The organism is Xanthomonas sp. NCPPB 3570, assembly GCF_056725115.1.
Genome location: NZ_CM161513.1, coordinates 3,756,322 through 3,777,528, shown reverse-complemented (window position 1 = coordinate 3,777,528; position 21,207 = coordinate 3,756,322). Strand labels below are relative to the sequence as shown.

Annotated in this window: 19 protein-coding genes; 8 read left to right on the top strand and 11 right to left on the bottom strand. The window is 71.9% G+C overall.

Annotation, left to right across the window (positions count from 1 at the left end):
- Window positions 1–318: 318 nt before the first annotated feature.
- The 3 genes from AC1PLR_RS16290 to AC1PLR_RS16280 form a co-directional block, all read right to left on the bottom strand.
- Window positions 319–1,680 carry a TolC family outer membrane protein gene (locus tag AC1PLR_RS16290; RefSeq protein ID WP_481101653.1) on the bottom strand — a complete coding sequence of 454 codons (1,362 nt, stop codon included), beginning with the start codon at window positions 1,678–1,680 and terminating at the stop codon, window positions 319–321.
- 18 nt (window positions 1,681–1,698) lie between these two features.
- Window positions 1,699–2,358 carry a protein-L-isoaspartate O-methyltransferase family protein gene (locus AC1PLR_RS16285; protein ID WP_010344493.1) on the bottom strand — a complete coding sequence of 220 codons (660 nt, stop codon included), beginning with the start codon at window positions 2,356–2,358 and terminating at the stop codon, window positions 1,699–1,701.
- Between the two features lie 134 nt (window positions 2,359–2,492).
- Window positions 2,493–3,152 carry a TetR/AcrR family transcriptional regulator gene (locus AC1PLR_RS16280; protein WP_481101652.1) on the bottom strand — a complete coding sequence of 220 codons (660 nt, stop codon included), beginning with the start codon at window positions 3,150–3,152 and terminating at the stop codon, window positions 2,493–2,495.
- Window positions 3,153–3,371: 219 nt separating this feature from the next.
- Here AC1PLR_RS16280 and AC1PLR_RS16275 point away from each other — a divergent pair, with 219 nt between their 5' ends.
- The 8 genes from AC1PLR_RS16275 (at window position 3,372) to AC1PLR_RS16240 (ending at window position 12,872) form a co-directional block, all read left to right on the top strand.
- On the top strand, window positions 3,372–4,028 hold the full coding sequence (locus AC1PLR_RS16275) for a thermostable hemolysin (RefSeq protein ID WP_209030843.1): 657 nt from the start codon (window positions 3,372–3,374) through the stop codon (window positions 4,026–4,028).
- Window positions 4,025–5,518, top strand: a complete 1,494-nt coding sequence (locus AC1PLR_RS16270; RefSeq protein WP_481101651.1) for an AMP-binding protein — start codon at window positions 4,025–4,027, stop codon at window positions 5,516–5,518. Before AC1PLR_RS16275 ends, AC1PLR_RS16270 begins: the two co-directional genes overlap by 4 nt.
- Window positions 5,515–6,192 (top strand): iron-containing redox enzyme family protein, encoded by a 678-nt coding sequence (locus AC1PLR_RS16265; RefSeq protein ID WP_010344488.1) that lies wholly within the window; start codon window positions 5,515–5,517, stop codon window positions 6,190–6,192. The genes AC1PLR_RS16270 and AC1PLR_RS16265 overlap by 4 nt, the downstream gene beginning before the upstream one ends.
- Entirely contained in the window at window positions 6,192–7,010 is an 819-nt protein-coding gene (locus AC1PLR_RS16260; protein WP_152239343.1) for an SDR family oxidoreductase, read from the top strand. The genes AC1PLR_RS16265 and AC1PLR_RS16260 overlap by 1 nt, the downstream gene beginning before the upstream one ends.
- Window positions 7,007–7,660 carry a tetratricopeptide repeat protein gene (locus AC1PLR_RS16255; RefSeq protein ID WP_481101650.1) on the top strand — a complete coding sequence of 218 codons (654 nt, stop codon included), beginning with the start codon at window positions 7,007–7,009 and terminating at the stop codon, window positions 7,658–7,660. The genes AC1PLR_RS16260 and AC1PLR_RS16255 overlap by 4 nt, the downstream gene beginning before the upstream one ends.
- 21 nt (window positions 7,661–7,681) lie before the next feature.
- Window positions 7,682–8,359, top strand: a complete 678-nt coding sequence (locus AC1PLR_RS16250; protein WP_010344484.1) for a response regulator transcription factor — start codon at window positions 7,682–7,684, stop codon at window positions 8,357–8,359.
- 17 nt (window positions 8,360–8,376) lie between these two features.
- Entirely contained in the window at window positions 8,377–9,753 is a 1,377-nt protein-coding gene (locus AC1PLR_RS16245) for an ATP-binding protein (protein WP_481103620.1), read from the top strand.
- A gap of 113 nt (window positions 9,754–9,866) precedes the next feature.
- On the top strand, window positions 9,867–12,872 hold the full coding sequence (locus AC1PLR_RS16240; RefSeq protein WP_481101649.1) for a two-component regulator propeller domain-containing protein: 3,006 nt from the start codon (window positions 9,867–9,869) through the stop codon (window positions 12,870–12,872).
- 179 nt (window positions 12,873–13,051) lie between these two features.
- Here the strand turns inward: AC1PLR_RS16240 and leuB are convergent, their stop codons facing one another.
- The 8 genes from leuB to ilvG form a co-directional block, all read right to left on the bottom strand.
- Window positions 13,052–14,113 carry a 3-isopropylmalate dehydrogenase gene (gene leuB, locus AC1PLR_RS16235; RefSeq protein ID WP_209246087.1) on the bottom strand — a complete coding sequence of 354 codons (1,062 nt, stop codon included), beginning with the start codon at window positions 14,111–14,113 and terminating at the stop codon, window positions 13,052–13,054.
- Complete coding sequence (leuD, locus tag AC1PLR_RS16230; protein WP_152239328.1) at window positions 14,103–14,681, bottom strand: 3-isopropylmalate dehydratase small subunit; 579 nt, start codon at window positions 14,679–14,681, stop codon at window positions 14,103–14,105. The genes leuB and leuD overlap by 11 nt, the downstream gene beginning before the upstream one ends.
- Window positions 14,681–14,863 carry a hypothetical protein gene (locus tag AC1PLR_RS16225; protein ID WP_152235851.1) on the bottom strand — a complete coding sequence of 61 codons (183 nt, stop codon included), beginning with the start codon at window positions 14,861–14,863 and terminating at the stop codon, window positions 14,681–14,683. Before AC1PLR_RS16225 ends, leuD begins: the two co-directional genes overlap by 1 nt.
- Window positions 14,863–16,278 carry a 3-isopropylmalate dehydratase large subunit gene (leuC, locus tag AC1PLR_RS16220; protein WP_481098832.1) on the bottom strand — a complete coding sequence of 472 codons (1,416 nt, stop codon included), beginning with the start codon at window positions 16,276–16,278 and terminating at the stop codon, window positions 14,863–14,865. Before leuC ends, AC1PLR_RS16225 begins: the two co-directional genes overlap by 1 nt.
- A gap of 84 nt (window positions 16,279–16,362) precedes the next feature.
- Window positions 16,363–17,919, bottom strand: coding sequence for a 2-isopropylmalate synthase (locus AC1PLR_RS16215; protein WP_481101648.1), 1,557 nt, complete (start codon window positions 17,917–17,919; stop codon window positions 16,363–16,365).
- Window positions 17,916–19,019, bottom strand: coding sequence for a threonine dehydratase (locus AC1PLR_RS16210; RefSeq protein ID WP_041499993.1), 1,104 nt, complete (start codon window positions 19,017–19,019; stop codon window positions 17,916–17,918). Before AC1PLR_RS16210 ends, AC1PLR_RS16215 begins: the two co-directional genes overlap by 4 nt.
- Before the next feature lie 195 nt (window positions 19,020–19,214).
- Complete coding sequence (locus tag AC1PLR_RS16205; protein WP_010343388.1) at window positions 19,215–19,463, bottom strand: ACT domain-containing protein; 249 nt, start codon at window positions 19,461–19,463, stop codon at window positions 19,215–19,217.
- A complete protein-coding gene (ilvG, locus tag AC1PLR_RS16200; protein ID WP_010343387.1) occupies window positions 19,447–21,168 on the bottom strand; it encodes an acetolactate synthase 2 catalytic subunit in 1,722 nt (573 codons plus the stop codon). Before ilvG ends, AC1PLR_RS16205 begins: the two co-directional genes overlap by 17 nt.
- Window positions 21,169–21,207 lie beyond the last annotated feature (39 nt).

The window sequence follows — 21,207 nt, the reverse complement described above, 5'->3', positions numbered from 1 at the left end:
GACTCATGGACGAGAGCGCTCCTGCCGATGCCCATGCTTGTGGAGTTCGAGCTCGTCACTCGGGCAACTGTTCGGGCTTGTCAGGCAGGAGAACCGGAGTGCGGCGGCGCTGACTCCTACTCGTGCTTGCTGGCACTGCGGCTAAACGGCCTGCCGCACTCCGCTCTCACCTACAACGATAGACCCTTATTTGACACAAGCGGCTTCAGCCGCGACCGGCAAGCGGGAACAGGGCGCTGACGCACCGCCGCCTGCGACTTCCCCAAAACAAAACGGCGGACCCGAAGGCCCGCCGTTTCGATGCGCGCGCGAACGCGCTTACTGCGTGCTGGTGGAGTTGAGCTTGGATTCGGCGCTCTGAGTCAGCAGCGCGTTGATCGACTGCACCTCGGCCACGTCCAGCGAGCCGAGCGCCTGGCTCAGCAGCAGGCGGTTCTGCAGGAAGTTATAGCGCGCCTGCGCGTAGGCCAGCTGCGCCTGGTACAGGGTGCGCTGGTTCTGCACGACGTCCAGCACGGTGCGGGTACCCACTTCCAGGCCGACCTGCGAGGCGTCGAACGCGGCCTGCGCCGAGACCACCGCCAGGCGCCGCGCCTCGATCTCGCTGATCCCGGCCACCACCGTCTGGTAGGCGTTGCGGGTGTTGCGGTCGAGCGCACGCTTCTGCAGTTCGTAGGTGTCCTGGGCGATGTCGCGCTGCGCCAGCGCCTGGCGCACCGCCGACTGGGTGGCGCCGCCGGCGAAGATCGGGATGCTCAGGGTGACGCCGATGGTGTTGCTGTCGGCGCGCGGCGAATTGCTGCCGGAGACGCCGTCGCCCCAGGTCGCATCGCGGCCGGCGCTGGCCGACAGGTTCAGCGTCGGCAGGTGCCCGGCGCGCGCGGCCGAGACGCTGGCCTCGGCGGCCTGCACCTGGTACTGGTAGGAACGCAGCGACGGATTCTTGTCCAGCGCCGAGGCGATCAGGCTGTCGATGTCGCCGCCGGTGGCCGGCAGCTGCGGACGGAAATCCTCCGGCAGGCCGCGCAGGTCGCGCACCGGCTGGCCGGTGATCTCGGTCAGCGCCTGGTACAGGTCCTGCAGCGAGTTGCGCGCGGTGATCGTGTCGGCGCGGGCCTGGTCGTACTCGGCGCGGGCTTCGTGCACGTCGGTGATCGGCGCCAGGCCCACTTCCAGACGCTTGTCGGCATAGTCGAACTGCTTCTTGGCAGCGGCTTCGTTGGTCTCGGCGGCGACCAGCGACTCGATCGCCACCAGCACGTTGAAGTAGGCCGCCGAGGTGCGCACGATCAGGTCGTCGTTGGCCGAATCCAGGGTGTAGTCGGCGGCCAGGCTGCGCGCCTTCTGCGCGCGCAGGTTGGAGAACTGCGCGAAGTTGACCAGGGTCTGCTGGCCCTGCACGGCGTAGCTGCGGCTCTTGCTGGTGCCGGACAGCTCGCCGGTGCCGCGCTCGATCTCGCTATGGCTGCGCTGCAGCGATGCGCTGCCGTTGAGCTGCGGCAGCAGCGCGGCGCGCGCCTGCACCTCGCCCTCCTTGTCGTACAGCCGGGTCGATTCCGCGGAGGCCAACTGCGGGTCGCTGTTGCGGGCCATTTCGTAGACTTGCAGCAGGTCCGTGGCGTTGGCGGCCAGCGGAAACAGCGCGGCGGCCAGCGCCAGGACGAGGGATCGGCGGATCATTGCGGCTTCCTTGATGGATCAGAATGTGAACTGGGGGACTGGCGCTGCGCCTCGCAGGTAGTACGCCAGGTCGGTTTCGAACAGCGATTCCGTGCGCGGCGCGCCGGCTTCGGCATGCACCAGCACCGCTTCCATGACCGGCGCGCGGCCGCGGATCGCGAACAGGCGCCCGCCGGGACGCAGCCAGGCCAGGAACTGCGCCGGGATCTCGGTGACCGCGGCGGTGACGCAGACCACGTCGAAGCGGCGTTCGCTGTTCCAGGCGAAGGCGTCGGCGGTCTCGATGCGGACGTTGCTGCCCAGGCCGGCGGCGTCCAGGTTGGCGCGCGCGGCGGCGGCCAGGGCCGGCTCGATCTCCAGGCTGACCACTTCGCGGCCGAGCTCGCCCAGGCAGGCGCTGACGAAGCCGCTGCCGGTACCGATCTCGAGCACGTCCTCGCCCGGCTGCAGGTCCAGGGCCTGCAGCATGCGGCCTTCGATGACCGGCTTCATCATGAACTGGCCGTGGCCCAGCGGAATTTCCAGGTCGGCGTAGGCCACGGCGCGGTGGGCCGGCGGCACGAAGGTCTCGCGCGGCAGCCGCGACAGCACGTCGAGCACGCGCAGGTCCAGCACGTCCCAGGGACGGACCTGCTGTTCCACCATCTTTTCGCGGGCTTGGGAGTAGTCGATCGTCATTTCGGGCATCCAACGCGGAGGGCCGGGCATTTTAGCCGGCACGGAGGCCGGGCGTATGCCGCAGCATCGCCGCCGGACGGCCCGGCGCGCAGTGCCGGAAGTCATCGGCGCCGGGGAACGGCCGGGCGGCCGGGCTAGCGCACCGCATAGGCACGCAGGAAGAAGTCGATGCTGGCCTCGACATGGGCGCGGACCCGCTCCTGGCTGGCGTCGCGGCACAAACCGCACATCATCAGCGAGTGCAGCTCGCCCTTGACCAGGCAGAAGAACTGCGAAGCGGCCAGGTCCAGGTCGGCGATGTCCAGTTCGCCGGCGGCGACGTGGGCCTGCAGCAACCTGGCCAGGTCCTGCTGGGTGCGCTTGGGGCCGGCATTCCAGAACATCTCGCGGACGTGGTCGTCGCCGGTGCCGGGGGTCAGCATCATGCGGTGGGTGGCCATCGCCGCCTCGCTGCTGATCATGGCGAAGAAGGCCTGGCCGATGTCCAGCAACTGGGTGCGCAGGGGGCCCTTGAGCGCGTGCCCGAACAGGTCGTCCGGCAGCAGCGCCTGGCATTGCGCGCGCACCGCCTCGGCGAACAGCGTCTCCTTGTCGCCGTAGTGGCTGTAGACGGTGAGCTTGGAGACGCCGGCGCGGGCGGCGATGCCGTCCATGCTGACCCCGCCGAAGCCCAGTTCGGTGAACATCTCCCGCGCCGCTTCCAGGATCGCGGCGCGTTTGCCCATGTCCTTGGGGCGGCCGGGCCCGGCGGGGCGGGGAGAGGGTTTGGCGGCGGCGGGCGATTTGCTGACCATGGTGGCAATACTAGACCAGTCGGTTCGATATTTATACTAGACCCGTTGGTTCATTATTGTGACGCTGCGTTTGGCCGGCGTCGTGGTCGGGGAGGGCAGGCAGCGAACGGCCTGGCGGGGCGCAGCGGCGTCGGCATCCAATGCTTTGCTTATGCGCGGCTTACATTTGCCTAACATCGGGCTCATGGTCGCCTAATCGGCGGCCCCGACGATGCCGCCATGGCCATCGTCCCCCTCTCCGCCGCTTCCGGTTTCCGCTTCGCCGATCCCGTGCTGGTGGATGCCCTGCATCCCGACCGCGCGCAGGTCGAAGCCTTCATCGCCCGTGTCTACCGCGAGCGCTACGGCGCGGTCCTGCGCGGTTTCCTTCCGCACCTGCTCGCCTACCACGGCGCCGATGGTCGCCTGCAGGCCGCGCTGGGCCTGCGCTGCGCCAGCGAGGGTCCGCTGTTCGTCGAGCAGTACCTGGCGCAGCCGGCCGAGCTGGCGATCGCCGAGCGGATGCCGCGGCGGGTGGTGCGCAGCGAACTGGTGGAGGTGGGCAATTTCGCCGCCGAGCACGCCGGCGATGCGCGGGCGATGATCCGCGCACTGACCTGCACCCTGCATGGCGCGGGTCTGCGCTGGGTGCTGTTCGTGGCGACCCGGCAATTGCGCAACGCTTTCGACCGCCTGCACCTGGCGACCGTGGAGCTGGGCGAGGCGCGCGGCCAGGACCTGCGCGACGACCCCAGCGACTGGGGCGACTACTACGCGGCGCAGCCGCGGCTGATGTTCGGCGATATCGCCGCCGGGCACGCCTTCCTGCAGCGCGAGGCGGAACCACGCCACGGCGTGCTGCCGACGTTCCGCGCCTGCCTGGCGGGGGCGCCGTGAGCGCGCCCGGCGTCGCCGACCTGCTGGCCGGCTTGCGCGGCGACGACGCGCGGGTGCTTTACGCCGATGAGGCGCTGCCCGAGCGCGATCTGCTCGAGCGCGCCCGGCGCCTGGCCGATGCGCTGCAGGGGCATGGGTTGCATTGCGTCGCCAGCCGCCTGGACAACGGCCCCGAGTGGCTGCTGCTGGACCTGGCGATCCGCCTGGGTGGCGGCGTGCACGTGCCGCTGCCGACCTTCTTCAGCCCGGCGCAGGTGCAGTACGCCCTGGCCAGCAGCGGTGCGCAGGGGCTGATCGCGGCGCCGGGTCCGGCGCTGGCCGGTCTCGACGGCGAGGCGCTGCGCCTGCCGGAGCAGGGCCTGGCGGGCCGGCGCCTGGCGCAGGCGCCGGTGGCCCTGCCTGCGGGCACCGGCTGCATCACCTACACCTCCGGCACCACCGGCCAGCCCAAGGGGGTGTGCCTGAGTGCCGAGGCGCTGCTGCAGGTGGCCGGCTCGCTGGCCGACGCGGCCTCGGCGCTGGCGCCGCGCCGGCACCTGTGCCTGATGCCGCTGTCGACGCTGCTGGAAAACGTCGGCGGCCTGTACGCGCCACTGCTGTCCGGCGCGCAGATCGCGCTGCCGTCGCTGGCCGAGATCGGCTACAGCGGCGCTGCCGGCCTGGACATTCCGTCCCTGATCGCCTGCCTGCACCGCTACCAGCCGCACAGCGTGATCCTGGTGCCGCAGTTGCTGCTGGGGCTGGTCATGGCCGCCGAGCGCGGCGTGCCGCTGCCCGCCTCGTTGCGCTACCTGGCGGTCGGCGGTGGCCGCGTCGGCCCGGGCCTGCTGCGCCGTGCGGCGGCGCTGCAGTTGCCGGTGTTCGAAGGCTATGGCCTGACCGAATGCGCCTCGGTGGTGGCCTTGAACCGGCCCGAGGCGCAGCGCCTGGGCAGCGTCGGGCGGCCGCTGCCGCATGCGCGGGTGCAGATGGTCGATGGCGAACTGCAGGTCGACGGCGTGCGTTGCCTGGGCTACCTGGGCGCCCCCGGCCCGGCGCCGGGGCCGATCGCCACCGGCGACCTGGGCCATGTCGACGCCGATGGCTTCGTGCACATCACCGGCCGCCGCAAGCATGTGTTCATCACCGCGTTCGGCCGCAACGTCTCGCCGGAGTGGGTGGAAAGCGAGTTGCTGCAGCATCCGCTGATCGCGCAGGCGGTGGTGTGCGGCGAGGCGCGCGCGCACAACCTGGCGGTGCTGTGGCCGCGCCGCGCCGGCGAAGACGACGCCGCGCTGCAAGGGGCGCTGGCCGAGGTCAATGCCGGCCTGCCCGATTACGCCCGCGTCGCCGGCTTCGTGCGCGCCGCCGCGCCGTTCAGCGCCGCCGACGGCCTGCTCACCGGCAACGGCCGTCCGCGCCGCGACGCCATCCTGCAGCGCTACGCCGACGCCGTGGCGCAGCGCTACGCCGAACTCGAACCCGATCCCGCCCCAGGAGCCTTCCAATGAGTTTCCATGCCCGGCTGCTCGCCGAGACCCAGGCCGAACGCGCCGACCTGATCGCCATTCCGATCATCCAGACCGCCCTGGCCGGGCAGATCGCCCGCGCCGACTACGTCGCCTTCCTGGGCCAGGCCTATCATCACGTCCGCCACACCGTGCCGTTGCTGATGGCCTGCGGCGCGCGCCTGCCGGCGCGGCTGGAGTGGCTGCGCAGCGCGGTGGCCGAGTACATCGAGGAAGAACTGGGCCACCAGGAGTGGATCCTCGACGACCTGGCCGCCTGCGGTGCCGACCGTGCCGCGGCTGCGGCGTCGATGCCGTCGGCGGCGACCGAGCTGATGGTGGCCTACGCCTACGACACCATCGCCCGCGGTAATCCGGTGGGCTTCTTCGGCATGGTGCTGGTGCTGGAAGGCACCAGCGTGGCGCTGGCCACGCGCGCGGCCGAGAGCATCGAGACCTCGCTGGGCCTGCCGCGCAACGCCTTCAGCTACCTGCGCTCGCACGGCGACCTGGATATCGAGCATGCCGGCTTCTTCGAAGGCCTGATGGACCGCCTCGACGACGCCGACGACCAGCGTGCCGTGGTGCACGCGGCCAAGCGCTTCTACGGCCTGTACGGCGACATCTTCCGCAGCCTGCGCGTACAGCCGGCGCTGCCCATGGCGGAGGCCGCATGATGGATCTCAACGGACGCAGCGTGATTCTCACTGGCGCCAGCGGCGGCATCGGCGCCGCCCTGTGCGACGAACTGGTGGCCGCCGGCGCTTGCGTGCTGGCGGTCGGCCGCGACCCGGTGCGGCTGGCGCAGGTCGCCGGCCGGCATCCGCAGGGGCGGGTGCTGCCGCTGCCGCTGGACCTGTCCACGCCGGCCGGGCGCGCGCAGTTGCTCGGCGCCGCCGGGGCCTTGCCGATCCGTCCGTCGCTGCTGCTGATCGCGCATGCGCAGAGCGGTTTCGGCCTGTTCGCCGAGCAGTCCGAGCAGGATCTGCGGCAACTGCTGGACACCAACCTGATGGCGCCGATGTTGCTGGTGCGCGCGCTGCTGCCGTTGCTGCAGGCGCAGCCGCAGGCCACGGTGGTGGCGGTCGGCTCGACCTTCGGCAGCCTGGGGTTCCCCGGCTTCGCCGGATACAGCGCCAGCAAGTTCGGCCTGCGCGGCCTGTTCGAGGCGCTGGCGCGCGAGTACGCCGACAGCCATGTGCGTTTCCAGTATCTGGCGCCGCGTGCCACCCGCACCGCGTTCAATACCGCGCAGGTGGATGCGATGAACCAGGAGCTGAAGGTCGGCGCGGATACGCCCGAGCGGGTGGCGCGCGCGCTGCGCCAGGCGATCGAACGCGGCGATCGGCGCCTGCAGATCGGCTGGCCGGAAAAGCTCTTCGCCCGCCTCAACGGCGCCTTGCCGGGGCTGGTGGACCGCAGTTTGAAAGCGCAGTTGCCCGTGGTGCGCCGGCATGCCGCGCGCGCTCCTTCCCGATTTGGAGATGCCCGATGAACGTCCGTCTGCGTGCGCTGTCGTTGTTGCTTGCGCTGTCGCCGCTGGGGGCGGCCGCTGCCGCGCCACTGAACCCGGCGGTGGCCGCGGTGCGCGACCAGTGGGCGCAGGTTACCTACCAGACGCCGAAGCCGCAGCGCCTGCAGGCCTACGCCCGCCTCGCCACGCAGGCGGGCGTGGCCCGGCAGGCGTCGCCGCGCGATCCGGCGGCACTGATCTGGGAGGGCATCGTGCTGTCCAGCGAGGCCAATGAACGTGGCGGACTCGGCGCGCTCGCCCTGGTCAAGCGCGCCCGCAGCGATTTCGAGCAGGCGCTGGCGCTGGACCCGGCCGCCTTGAACGGCGCCGGCTGCACCAGCCTGGGCGCGCTGTACTACCAGGTGCCCGGCTGGCCGGTCGGCTTCGGCGACGACGCCAAGGCGCGGACCTTGTTGCAGCAGGGCCTGCAGTACGATCCGGACGGCATCGACGCCAACTACTTCTACGGCGATTTCCTGCGCGCGCAGAAGGACTGGAGCGGCGCTGCCGCGGCCTTGCGCAAGGCCCTGGCGGCACCGCCGCGGCCCGGGCGCGAGGTGGCCGACCACGGCCGCCGCCAGCAGATCCAGGCGGTACTGCACGAGGTCGAAACGCATCTTGCCAGCCGCTGAGCGGCCGCCCACACTGCGGCCATGCGCATCCTGCTGGTGGAAGACGATCTGTCGCTGGGAGAAGGCATCCGCACCGCGTTGCGCCGCGCCGCCTATTCGGTGGACTGGGTGCAGGACGGTGCCGCTGCACTGGCCGCGATCGGCGATGGCGAGATCGACCTGGTGCTGCTGGACCTGGGGCTGCCGCGGATGGACGGGCTGGAGGTGATCCGGCGCACCCGCCAGCTCGGCGCCGACGTGCCGATCCTGGTGCTCAGCGCGCGCGAACGGCCGGCCGATCGCGCGCTGGGCCTGGACGTGGGCGCCGACGACTACCTGGGCAAGCCCTTCGACACCACCGAACTGCTGGCGCGCACGCGTGCGCTGCTGCGGCGCAGCGCCGGCCGCGCCACGCCGCAGCTGGAGATCGGTGCGCTGCACCTGGACCCGGAGCGCCTGGCGGTGCGCTGGCGCGGCCGTGCGCTGGACCTGACCCGACGCGAGTTCGCCCTGCTGTGGCTGTTGGCCGAGCGCCATGGCCGTGCCATCGCCCGCGATTCGATCCAGCAGCGGCTGTACGGCTGGGACGAGGACGTGGCCAGTAACGCGGTGGACGTGCACGTGCACCAGTTGCGGCGCAAGCTCGATCCGGCGCTGATCCGCACCGTGCGCGGGGTCGGCTACGCGCTCGACACCCAGGCCGCGACGGCCGCGCCATGAGCTCGATGCGGCGACGCTTGCTGGGCGGCCTGCTCGGCGTGGTGGTGCCGGTGTTCGCGCTGACCGCGCTGCTGAGCTACCGCGCCGGCCTGCAGGAGGCTGGCGAGATGTTCGACGCCAAGCTGGTGCAGTCCTCGCGGGTGCTGCTGAGCCTGGTCGACGAGCCGCTGGACGATCTGTCGCGGCTGGGGCCGGCCGGCGATGCCATCGTGATCCACGGCTGGCATGGCCAGGCGCAGGGCGTGGGCGAGGCGCTGGCGTTCCGTACCGGGCACGCCTACGAAAGCAAGCTGGCGTTCCAGGTGCGCGACGGCAACGGCCATCTGCTGCTGCGCTCGGACAGCGGGCCGACCCGGCAACTGGCGCCACTGCGCGCCGGCTTCGCCGACGTGACCCTGGATGGCGACCGCTGGCGCACCTTCAGCCTGCGCTCGCCGGGCGGGCGCTGGTTCCAGACCGGCGAGCAGGCCGATATCCGCGAGGAACTGGCCGAGGACATCGCGCTGGGCACGGCCTTGCCGCTGCTGCTGGCGCTGCCGGTGCTGGTGGTGCTGGTGTGGCTGCTGGTGAACTGGGCCAGCGGCGCGTTGAGCCGGGTGTCGCAAGAGATCGGCGAGCGCGACCCGCAGCGGCTGGAGCCGCTGCCGCTGCAGGGCGTGCCGCGCGAGATCCTCGGCCTGGTCGCCGCGGTCAACGGGCTGATGCGGCGCCTGCAGACCGCGCTGGAGCGCGAACGCCGCTTCATCGCCGACGCCGCGCACGAACTGCGCACCCCGATCGCCGCGCTGAAGGTGCACGCCGACAACCTGCGGCACGCCCGCGATGCCGACGAGCGCGCCGACTCGCAGCGGCACCTGGACGCCAGCGTGCGCCGGGTGGAGCGGCTGGTCGCGCAATTGCTGACCCTGAGCCGGGTCGAGCCGGGGGCTGCCGCCGCGACGCTGGCGCCGCTGGCGCTGGACGCGCTGGTGGCGCTGCAGGTGGAGGAGGCGCACGACCTGGCCGCGCGCCGCGGCCAGCACCTGCACCTGCGCCGCAACGACCCGGCGCGGCTGCCGGCCAACGAGGCTGCGCTGTCGGCGCTGGTGCGCAACCTGATCGACAACGCGTTGCGCTACGCGCCGCCGCAGGGCCAGGTCGAGGTGGCGCTGTGCGCCGGGCGCGACGGGGTCTGCTTCAGCGTCGAGGATTCCGGCCCCGGCATCCCGGCCGAGGCGCGCGAGCGGGTGTTCGCGCGCTTCCACCGCGAACTGGGCAGCGGCGTGGAGGGCAGCGGCCTGGGCCTGGCGATCGTGCGCGAGGTGGTGAGCGCGCACGGCGGCGAGGTGACCCTGGACACCTCCCCGACCCTGGGCGGCCTGCGCGTCTGCGTGACCCTGCCGCTGCCGCCGTGAATCCAGCCGGGGCGTCAGGAACACCCTGACATCGGCGCCGAACAGGCGGTGATAGATTAGCCATCTGCCCACAGGGGGTACCCGCGCGCCGTTACCGGTGTGATTCGGAAAGGATGGAACAGGGGGATCGGCGTCACGATATTCGCGACGGCGCGCACGCGCTGTGTCGCCGCCTGGGCGTGGGTCTGTGCCTGTTGCTGGCGTTGTGCTGCGCCAGTGTCGTCGCGCGCGCCGAACCGGCCGCGCCGCTGACCGAGCGCGCGGTGCTCGAGCGCCCGGTGATCGCGCGCTGGACCATGCAAGAAGGGCTGCCGCACAACCTCGTGCACGCGCTGGCGCAGGACCGCGACGGCATGATCTGGGTCGGCACCTGGGAAGGCGTGGCGCGTTTCGACGGCCGCGCCTTCACCGTCTTCGATCGGCAGAACACGCCGGGCATGGAGCTGTCGGGGGTGTTCGCGCTGCTCGCCGACGCCGACGGCGGCATGCTGGTCGGCACCGCCTACGACGGCGTGTTCCGCTACGCCGCCGGGCGCTGGGAGCATCTGGGCGATGCGCGCGCGCAACGGCTGCGGGTCACCGCCATGCTGCGCGATGCCGATGGCGGACTGTGGGTGGGCAGCGAGGACGGCCTGTTCCGGATCGAGGCCGACGGCCGCCTGGTCGATGCCGGCGCCGCCGCGGGGTTGGGCAGGACCCGTATCGCCGCGCTGCTGCGCTACCGCGATGCGGTGCTGGTGGGCACGCCGCAAGGGCTGTTCCGGCTGACCGCGCATGGCACGCGCGCGCAGCGCTGGGGCGCGGCGGCGATGCGCACGGCGTCGATCCGGCGCCTGGCCCCCGACCGCCACGGCGGCCTGCTGGCGGCCAGCGACGAGGGCGTGTTCTGGCTCGGCGCCGATGACAGCCTGCAATGGCTGCGGCGCGGCCAGCGCGTCGATGCCGCGCTGCAGGACCGCGACGGCCAGCTGTGGATGAGCCTGTCCAGCGGACAACTGCTGCGGCGCGCCGGCAACGGCGCCAGCGACGAAGTGCTGTCGATTTCCGGCGTGGTCAGCCCGGCGCTGATCGAGGATCACGAAGGCCTCATCTGGGCCGGCAGTACCGACGGCCTGTTTCGCGTCGCCAAGGGCGACGCCGGCGGCCTGACCCGCCAGGACGGGCTGGGCAGCGACTACGTGCGCGTGGTCCAGCAGAACGCCGATGGCGCGATCTGGATCGGCCATGCCGCGGGCCTCGACCGCTGGCAGGGCGGCCGCATCCGTGGGGTGCGATTGAGCGAGCGCGCAGGCCGCGATCCGTCGGTGCTGGCGCTGGCCGCCGCGCGTGACGGCGGCATGTGGGTGGGCACCTACGACCAGGGCGTGCTGCTGCTGTCGGCCGACGGCACCATCCGGCAGCGCCTGGGCGTGGCCGCGGGCGTGCCGCGGAGCATGGTGCGCGCGCTGCTGGCCGACGCCGACGGCGGCCTGTGGATCGGCGGCAACGAGGGGCTGCTGTACCGCAAGGGCGATCGCACGCGCGCCTACGGCAGCGCCGACGGCTTGCCGGGGCGGCAGGTGCAGGCGCTGTACCGCGACCGCGCCGGCGTGCTGTGGATCGGCACCAGCCAGGGCATCGCCACGCTCGCCGCGGACGGCACGCTGCGGGCGCGGCCGAGCGGCCACGGCTTCCCGGCGCAGAACGCCTTCGACTTCCTCGAAGATGCCGATGGCACGATGTGGGTCGCCAGCGACCGCGGGCTGCTGCGGCTACGCGGCGGGCAGTGGCGCATCTACGACCACAGCGTCGGCCTGCCGCGCGACAAGCTGTTCCGGTTGCTCGACGACGGCAACGGCAACCTGTGGGCCAACAGCAATCGTGGGGTGCTGCGCATCGCGCGTGCGCGTCTGGCGGAACTGGACGCCGGCCAGCGCAGCACCCTGGCGGTGGATGTGGTCGATCGCAGCGACGGCATGCCCAGCGTGCAGGGCAACGGCAGCACCGCGCCGGCCGGTTGGCGCAGCCGCGATGGGGTGTTGCTGATCCCGACCTCGGCCGGCCTGGCGCTGATCGATCCGGCGCTGCCGAGCCGGCGCGACGTACGGGCGCCGCCGCTGGTGATCTCCCACGTGCAGGTGGATGGCGTGGCGCAGCCGCTGCGGGGCGAGTACCGCCTGCACGGCGGCGTCGCCCGGCTCGCGGTCGGCTATGCCGGGCTGAGCTTCCGCTCGCCGGACAAGGTGCGCTACCGCTACCGCCTGCAGGGGTTCGACCGCCAGTGGGTCGATGCCGGCAGCAGCGAGGAGGCCGTCTACACCAACCTGCCGTCGGGCAGCTATCGCCTGGACGTGCAGGCGATGACCAGCCCGCTGGACTGGTCGCGCAGCGACCGCATCGGCAGCGCCTCGCTGCAGTTGCAGTTGGTGCCGCCGTTCTGGGAGCGCTGGCCGTTCGTGGTGCTGGTGGCCCTGTGCGCGACCGGCCTGATCCTGTGGTGGTACCGCGGCCGCAGCCATCGCTACCGGCGCCGCCAGCGTCGCCTCAACACCATCATCGCCGAGCGTACCCACGAGCTGAAGGCCAAGAACCTGGCCTTGAAGCTGGCCAATCTCGAACGCGAGGATCTGGTGCGCAAGCTCGCCTACCAGGCCGGCCACGATGCCCTGACCGGCCTGCCCAACCGGCGCACCGGCGATCCCTACCTCAACGCGGCGCTGGAGCGGGCGCTGAGCACGCGCACGCCCCTGTGCGTGGCGCTGCTGGACATCGACCATTTCAAGAAGATCAACGACGCGTACGGCCACGAGATCGGCGACGAGGTGCTGCGCCGGGTCGGCGAGGCGCTGCGCGCCAGCCTCGGCGAGCAGGCGTTCGCTGCGCGCCACGGCGGCGAGGAATTCCTGCTGGTGCTGCCCGGCCTGGACCAGGAACCGGCGCGTGCGCGCCTGGACGCGTTGCGCGTGCGCATCGCCGACCTGGTGCTGTACGACGACGACGGGCGCGCGGTGCGCTTCACCGCCAGCATCGGCTTCGCCTGCGTGTCGCCGACCCTGCGCACGCGCCGCGACCTGCTGGTGAAGGCCGACAAGCTCCTGTACCAGGCCAAGCGCGAAGGCCGCGATCGGGTGGTGGGCTAGGGCGCTGTCGCCACACGGACGCAGCGCGACGGTTGCGCGGCGACGCAGGTTGCGTGGGCAGGGCGCGCAGGCGCCAGGCAGGCGCCGCGAAGCGCGTGGGGTATTCCAGTGGGGCGTTCCGCACCCGCCGCATCGTCGCGGCGGGCGGGAGGCGGCTGGCGCCAGCGCGCCGGCGCGGATCAGCCTTGCAGGCGCTGCAACACCGCCTGCGTGGCCGCCTCGGTGGAGATGCCCTGGCCGGGCGCGGCGAGATCGGCGGTGAACGCCTGCGCCTCGAGCGCGGCATCCACCGCCTGCTCGATCGCCACCGCTTCGGCATCCAGGCCCAGCGAATGGCGCAGCAGCAGCGCCGCGCTGAGGATGGTCGCGTACGGATTGGCGATGCCCTTGCCGGCGATGTCCGGCGCCGAACCGTGGATCGGCTCGTACAGGCCGATGCGGCCGTCGCCCAGCGAGGCCGACGGCAGCAGCCCCAGCGAACCGGCCAGCATCGAGGCTTCGTCGGTGAGGATGTCGCCGAACATGTTCTCGGTGACGATCACGTCGTATTCGCGCGGCTTGGCCAGCAGGTGCATGGCCATCGAATCGACCAGTTGGTGTTCCAGGCGCACGTCCGGGAATTCCTCGCGGCCGATCCGCGCGGCGACGTCGCGCCACAGCCGCGAGGTTTCCAGCACGTTGGCCTTGTCCACCGAGACCACGTGGTTGCGGCGCTGCCGGGCCAGGCGGAACGCGCTGCGCAGCACCCGTTCGATCTCCGCGACGGTATAGCGGCACAGGTCGCTGGCGTCGCTGGCGCTGCGGGTCTTGTCGCCGAAGTAGATGCCGCCGGTCAGTTCGCGCACCACCACGATGTCCACGCCCTGCAACAGGTGCGGCTTGATCGGCGAGGCGTCCAGCGCCGCCTTGTGCGGTTTGACCGGGCGCAGGTTGGCGAACAGGCCCAGGCCGCGGCGGATCGCCAGCAGGCCCTGCTCCGGGCGCACCTTGGCGTTGGGGTCGGACCACTTCGGTCCGCCGACCGCACCCAGCAGCACCGCGTCGGCGCCCTGGCAGGCGGTCAGCGTGGCCGCCGGCAGCGGCTCGCCGTGGCGGTCGATGGCGATGCCGCCGATGTCGTGTTCGTGGAACTGGAAGTCGTGGCCGTGGCGCGCGGCGACGGCGCGCAGCACCGCGACCGCGGCGGCGGCGACTTCCGGACCGATGCCGTCGCCGGGCAGGACGACGATGTCAGCGTGCATGGGTGGCCTCGTAGCGTTCGATGTCGGGTTGGCGCAGTAGTAGGTAGCCCATCTCGTCCACGCCTTCGAGCAGGCAGGTCTGCGAGAACGCGTCGAGCGGGAAGCTGTAGACGCGGCCGTCGGGCGTGCGCAGCTCGCGCGCGGCCACGTCCACGGTCAGTTCGTCGTCCGGGCGCTGCATCAGCGTCTGCACGTCGTCCTCGGCCAGCACGATCGGCAGCAGGCCGTTCTTGAGGCTGTTGTTGCGGAAGATGTCGGCGATCTCGCTGCTGACGATGGCGCGCAGGCCCAGGTCGGTCAGCGCCCACGGCGCATGCTCGCGCGAGGAGCCGCAGCCGAAGTTGCGCCCGGCCAGCAGGATCTGGCGGCCGGCGTTGTGCGCCTGGTTGAAGGCGAACTCCGGGTTCGGCGTGCCGTCGGCCTGCCAGCGCCAGTCGTTGAAGGCATGGCGGCCGAGGCCGGCGCGCTCGGTGGTGGACAGGAACCGCGCCGGGATGATCTGGTCGGTGTCGATGTTGGTCTGGCGCAGCACCACGCTGCGCGAGGTGAGGGTGGCGAAGCCGGCCATCACGGGGTCTCCTGGGAAGCGACGGAGTCGGGGGCGGGCGCTGCGGCGTCGGCCACGGGCGGTGGCAGCGCCGCGGGCGGCACGTGCGGCGGCAGCAGCGGCTGGTGGCGGTGCGCGAAGGCGCGGGTGGTGGTGGCGACGAAGGTCAGCGTGGCCGCGAACGCGGCGATGTGCGACGCCATCACGCGACCTCCGCGAACAGCGCGCGCGGATCGCTGACCTTGCCGTTCACCGCCGCCCAGGCCGCGGTCAGTGGCGAGGCCAGCAGAGTGCGCGAGCCCGGGCCCTGACGGCCCTCGAAATTGCGGTTGCTGGTGCTCACCGCCAGCTGTCCCGGCGCCACCAGGTCGCCGTTCATGGCGATGCACATCGAGCAGCCGGACTCGCGCCATTCCGCACCGGCCGCGCGCACCACCTCGTGGATGCCCTCGGCCTCGGCCTGGCGCTTGACGATCTCCGAACCCGGCACCACCAGCATGCGCACGTGCGGCGCCACCTTGCGGCCGCGCAGCACCTGCGCCACGGCGCGCATGTCGCTGAGCCGGCCGTTGGTGCAGGAACCGACGAACACCACGTCCACCGGCGTGCCGATCAGCGCGTGCCCGGCTTCCAGGTGCATGTAGTGCAGGCCCTTCTGCGCCGCCGGATCCTGTGCGGCCGGGATCGGCACGTCCACCGCGATCGCGGTGCCGGGGTGGGTGCCCCAGGTCAGGGTCGGGCGGATGTCGCGCGCATCGATGTGCACCTCGGCGTCGAAGCGCGCGCCGGGATCGCTGCGCAACTGCGACCAGCGCTGCACGGCGGCGTCGAAGTCGGCGCCCTTGGGGCCGCGCGGAGTGTTGGCGACCCAGTCGAAGGTGACCTGGTCCGGCGCGACCATGCCGGCGCGCGCGCCGGCCTCGATCGACATGTTGCACAGGGTCATGCGCTGCTCCATGTCCATCGCTTCGATGGTGGAGCCGCGGTATTCCAGCACGTGGCCGGTGCCGCCGTTGACCCCGATCACGCCGATGATGTGCAGGATCACGTCCTTGGCGCCGACGCCCGGCGCCAGCGGCCCGTCGACGGTGATCGCCATGGTCCTGGCCTTGCGCTGCAGCAGGCACTGCGTGGCCAGCACGTGGCCGACCTCGCTGGTGCCGATGCCGAACGCCAGCGCGCCGAACGCGCCGTGCGTGGAGGTGTGGCTGTCGCCGCAGACGATGGTCATGCCGGGCTGGGTGAAGCCCTGCTCCGGCGCGATCACGTGGACGATGCCGCGGTTGTCCGAGCCCATGTCGAACAGCTCGATGCCGTAGTCGGCGCAGTTGCGCGCGAGCATGTCCACCTGCGCCTCGGAGGCCGGGGTGTAGTACGGCAGCTTGCCGTCGGCGCCACGCGGCAGGGTCGGCGTGGAATGGTCCATCGTCGCCTTGGTGCGGTCGGGCCGGCGCGGCGCCAGGCCGCGCGTCTTGAGCTCGGTGAACGCCTGCGGCGAGGTCACCTCGTGGATCAGGTGCAGATCAATGTACAGCACCGCCGGGGCGGCGGCGCTTTCGGGGACGACGACGTGCGCGTCCCACAGCTTGTCGTACAGGGTGCGGGGAGTGGCGGACATTGCGGAACTACCTGGCAGGAAAGCTGGGCGGAGAGGGCGAGCGAAGGCGAGCGTGCACGAGGACGATGACCGCGGCGTGGCCGCTCAGGCCATCGCGTCGGCGGCGGCCGGCGCCGCCTGGCGCTGGCGCAGCACGCGGTTGGCCACGTCCAGCCAGGCCAGCGCGCTGGCCTCGATGATGTCGCGGCTGGTGCCGGTGCCGTCGTACTCGACCTCGCCGTGGCGCACGCTGAGGTTGGCCTCGCCGCGCGCGTCGGCGCCGATGCCGACGCTGTGCACCTGGTAGCTGTCCAGCACCAGCTGCACGCCGGTGGCGGCCGACAGCGCGGCGAACAGCGCGTCCACCGGGCCGTCGCCCTCGGCGCGCTCGCTGACCCGCTGGCCGTCCGGGTCGGACAGCTCGACCTGCGCGCTGGCGCGCTGGCCGCGGTCGCTGACCGTCATCGACGACAGCCGGTAGCCCTGGCTCTCCGGTGCGTCCTGCATCATCGCCTGCAGGTCGGCGTCGTTGACCACGCGCTGCTGTTCGCACAGCGCCTTGAACGCATCGAAGGCGATGTTCAGTTCGGCCTCGTCCAGCACGTAGCCCAGCGCACGCAGGCGCTGCTCGACCGCGGCGCGGCCGCTGTGGCGGCCCAGCACCATCTGCGAGGACTCCCAGCCCACGTCTTCCGGGCGCATGATCTCGTAGGTGCCGCGGTGGCGCAGCATGCCGTGCTGGTGGATGCCCGACTCGTGGGCGAAGGCGTTGCCGCCGACGATCGCCTTGTTGCGCTGGACCGGCATGCCGACCAGGCGCTGCAGCAGCTGCGAGGTGGCGACGATGCGCGGCGTGTTGATCGCGGTATCCAGCTCGTAGAACGCGTTGCGCACCTTCAGCGCCATCGCGATCTCTTCCAGCGCGCAGTTGCCGGCGCGCTCGCCGATGCCGTTGATGGTGCATTCCACCTGCCGCGCGCCGCCTTCCACCGCGGCCAGCGAGTTGGCCACGGCCAGGCCCAGGTCGTTGTGGCAGTGGGTGCTGAACACCACGCGGTCGGCGCCGGGCACGTTGGCGATGATCCGCGCGAACATGCCGCGGATCTCTTCCGGGGTGGTGAAGCCGACGGTGTCGGGCAGGTTGATGGTGGTGGCGCCGGCGGCGATCGCCACGCTGGCGACCTCGGCCAGGAAATCCTCCTCGGTGCGGGTGGCGTCCTCGGCCGAGAATTCCACGTCGTCCACGTACTGGCGCGCCAGCGATACGTGCTTGCGCACCGACTCCAGCACCTGCTCGCGGGTCATGCGCAGCTTGTGCTCGCGGTGCAGCGGGCTGGTCGACAGGAACACGTGCAGGCGCGGATTGGCTGCCGCTTCCAGTGCCCGTGCCGAGGTCTCGATGTCGGCGGCCAGGCAGCGCGACAGCACCGCCAGGGTCGGCGTGCGCAGCTCGCGGCCGATCAGCGCCATCGCCTCGCGGTCGGACTGCGAGCTGGCCGGGAAGCCGGTCTCGATGATGTCCACGCCCAGCTCGGCCAGGGCGCGCGCCATCACCAGCTTCTGCGGCGGGGTCATGCTGCAGCCGGGGGATTGCTCGCCGTCGCGCAGGGTGGTGTCGAAAATGCGGATGCGGGGGGTCTGGGAAGAAACGGAAGTGTTCACCAGATGGGTTCCTCTACGGCGGCGGTGGCTTGCGGATGGGGATGCGGGGACGGCGCGATGCGGGCAGGAGCGGGTGGGGCGGGACGTTGGCTGCGAAGTCGCTCGGCGCTGCGGCGGCGCGGCTTGCGCGGCGGGCGCGGGCGCACCTCCGACAGCAGCGTCGCCAGCACGCCGGCGTCGATGTTGCCACCGGACACCACCGCGCACTTGCGCTTGCCGGCGACGCGGCGCCCGGCCGCCAGGGCCAGCGCGCCGGCGCCCTCGGCGATGACGTGCTCCTCCAGCGCCAGGCGGACCAGCGTTTCGCGCAGTTCCGCCTCGCGCACGATCACCACATCGTCGAGCAGGCTGGCGCACAGCCGGCGGGTGATGAACCCGGGGATTTTAACCTTGACGCCGTCGGCCAGGGTGGGCACCGGATCCACGGCGCGGACGTCGCCGCGGATCGCCCGCGCCATCGAGTCCACGCCTTCGACCTGGGCGCCGACCACGCGCACGCCCTGCGAGCGCAGCGCCAGGGCCACGCCGGAGGCCAGGCCGCCGCCGCCGATCGGCACGATCACCACGTCCGGGGCATGCGCGGCCAGTTCGATGCCGACGGTGCCCTGGCCGGCGATCACGTCCGGGTCGTCGAAGGCGGACAGGAAGCGGTAGCCGTTCTGCTCGGCCAGCTCGCGGGCGAAGGCGAAGGCCTCGTCGTAGCTGTTGCCGTGCTGGCGCACCGTGGCGCCCCAGTGCGCGACGCCGGCAATCTTGGTCTGCGGTGCGCCGTGCGGCATCACCGTGATCGCCTGCACGCCCAGCCGGTGCGCGGCCCAGGCCACGCCCTGCGCGTGGTTGCCGGCGGAGGCGCAGATCACTGCGCGCTCGTCGCCGCGCTCCAGCCCGGCCAGCAGCGCATTGAGCGCGCCGCGGACCTTGTAGGAACCGGTGCGCTGCAGGTTTTCCAGTTTCAGCCAGACGCCGAAGCGCTCGGCGTAATGCACCGGCGTCGGCGACAGGTAGCGGCGCAACCGCGCCTGCGCGGCCAGCACGTCGGCCACGCTGACGGCGACGTGGCCTACATCCGGCTCCTGCGCAGGGCGACCGGCGTCAGACATGGTGGAGCCGGGAGTGGGGATTCGGGATTGGGGATTCGCAGCGGGAATCCCGGGCGCGGGCGCGAAGAAGCGACCTCCGTTGAAGAAGATGCCTCCGCATGGCAGCGCGGCGCTGGCGCGGCAGGACCGCCATGCACGCCGGGACGTTGGGATGCGTGCCCAATCCCGACTCCCGACTCCCGAATCCCGGCGCCATCACGCTACGCCGTCCAGCGCGGTCACGCGCACCGATTCGCAGTCGTAGACCTTCTCCATCTGCAGGCGCAGGGTCTCGCCGGGACGGTTGCCGTCCACCACCAGTTGCAGGTGCCAGCGGCCGGCGTCCTCGGCCACCGGCGCGCCGCTGATCGAGATCGGCGCGAAGCCGCGGCGTTCGGCCATGCCGATCGCGCGCAGCAGGGCGCCGTCGATCGGTTTCAGCACCAGGTCAAGCTGGTAACGCATGTGTCGTCTCCTGGCGCTGGGTCGCGGGATTGCTTTCCAGCATGGTGCTGTTGGCGGTGTTCGGCGGCACCAGCGGCCACACGTTGGCGCGTGCGTCGATGGCCACGTGCAGCAGCGCCGGGCCCGGCTGCGCCAGCAGCTCGGCCAGCGCGTCGTCCACCTGCCCGCGCGCGGTGATGCGCTTGGCCGGGATGCCGAACACCTGCGCCAGCGCGGCGAAATCCGGGTTGTCGGACAGGTCGATCTCGCTGTAGCGCTCGGCGAAGAACAGTTCCTGCCACTGCCGCACCATGCCCAGCGAACTGTTGTCCAGCAGCACGATCTTCACCGGCAGCTTGCAGCGGGCGATGGTGACCAGCTCCTGCACGTTCATCATGAAACTGCCGTCGCCGCTGACCAGCACCACGGTGCGGTCGGGGCAGGCGAACTGCGCGCCCATCGCCGCCGGCAGGCCGAAGCCCATGGTGCCCAGCGCGCCGCTGGTCAGGTGATTGCGCGGGTGGTTGAAGCGGCAGTGCTGGGCGACCCACATCTGGTGCTGGCCGACGTCGCAGGCGATCACGGTGTCGGCCGGGGCCAGTTCGCTCAGCCTCTTCAGCAGGCCGGGCGCGTAGATGTCCTGCCCGGGTGCGTCGTAGCGCGCGCCGAACTTCTCGCGGTGGGCGACGCAGCGTGCGTGCCACGGCTCGCAGGTGCTGGTGGCCGCGGCCAGCGCGCGCAGCGATTGCGCCACGTCGCCGGGCACGGCGATATCGGCCTGGCGCAGCTTGGAGATCTCGCAGGCGTCGGCGTCCAGGTGGATGACCCGGGCGAACGGCGCGAACTCGGCCAGCTTGCCGGTGGCGCGGTCGTCGAAGCGCGCGCCGACCACGATCAGTAGGTCCGACTCCTGCACCGCCATGTTGGCGGCGCGGGTGCCGTGCATGCCGAGCATGCCCAGGTAATGCGGGTGCGCGTGCGGCAATGCGCCCAGGCCGCGCAGGGTCAGCACGGTGGGGATGCGGGTGGCCTCGACGAACTGGCGGAACGCGTCCACCGCATCGCCCAGGGCGATGCCGCCGCCGCCGTAGATCACCGGCTTCTCGGCGCCGGCGATCGCCGCCAGCGCCTCGGCCAGCACCGCGTCCTGCGGCGCCGGCGGGGTCGGCACCGCCGCCGGCACGTGCGCCGGCAGATGCGCGGCATCGGCCAGCTGCACGTCCTTGGGCAGGTCGATCAGCACCGGCCCCGGCCGCCCCTCGCGGGCGATGCGGAACGCGTCGCGCAGCACCTGCGGCAGGTCGTCCACGTGCCGCACCAGGAAGCTGTGCTTGACGATCGGCAGGGTCAGCCCGAACACGTCCAGTTCCTGGAACGCGTCGGTGCCCAGCAGCGGCGTGGCGACCTGCCCGGTCAGGCAGATCATCGGCACCGAGTCGAGCATCGCATCGGCGATGCCGGTGACCAGGTTGGACGCGCCCGGGCCGGACGTGGCGACGCACACGCCGACCCGTCCGCTGGCGCGGGCGTAGCCGTTGGCGGCCAGCGCCGCGCCCTGTTCGTGGCGGACCAGGATGTGCTTGAGCTGGCTGTCTACCAGCGCGTCGTAGAACGGCATGATGGTGCCGCCCGGATAGCCGAACAGCGTGTCCACGCCTTCGGCTTCCAGGGCCTGCGTCAGCCAGCGCGCGCCGTTGCGGGGCGTGCCGTGAGCGGAGGAGTTCATACGGTGGCGACCTTTCGGTGGAAGCGGGTGGGGGAGCCG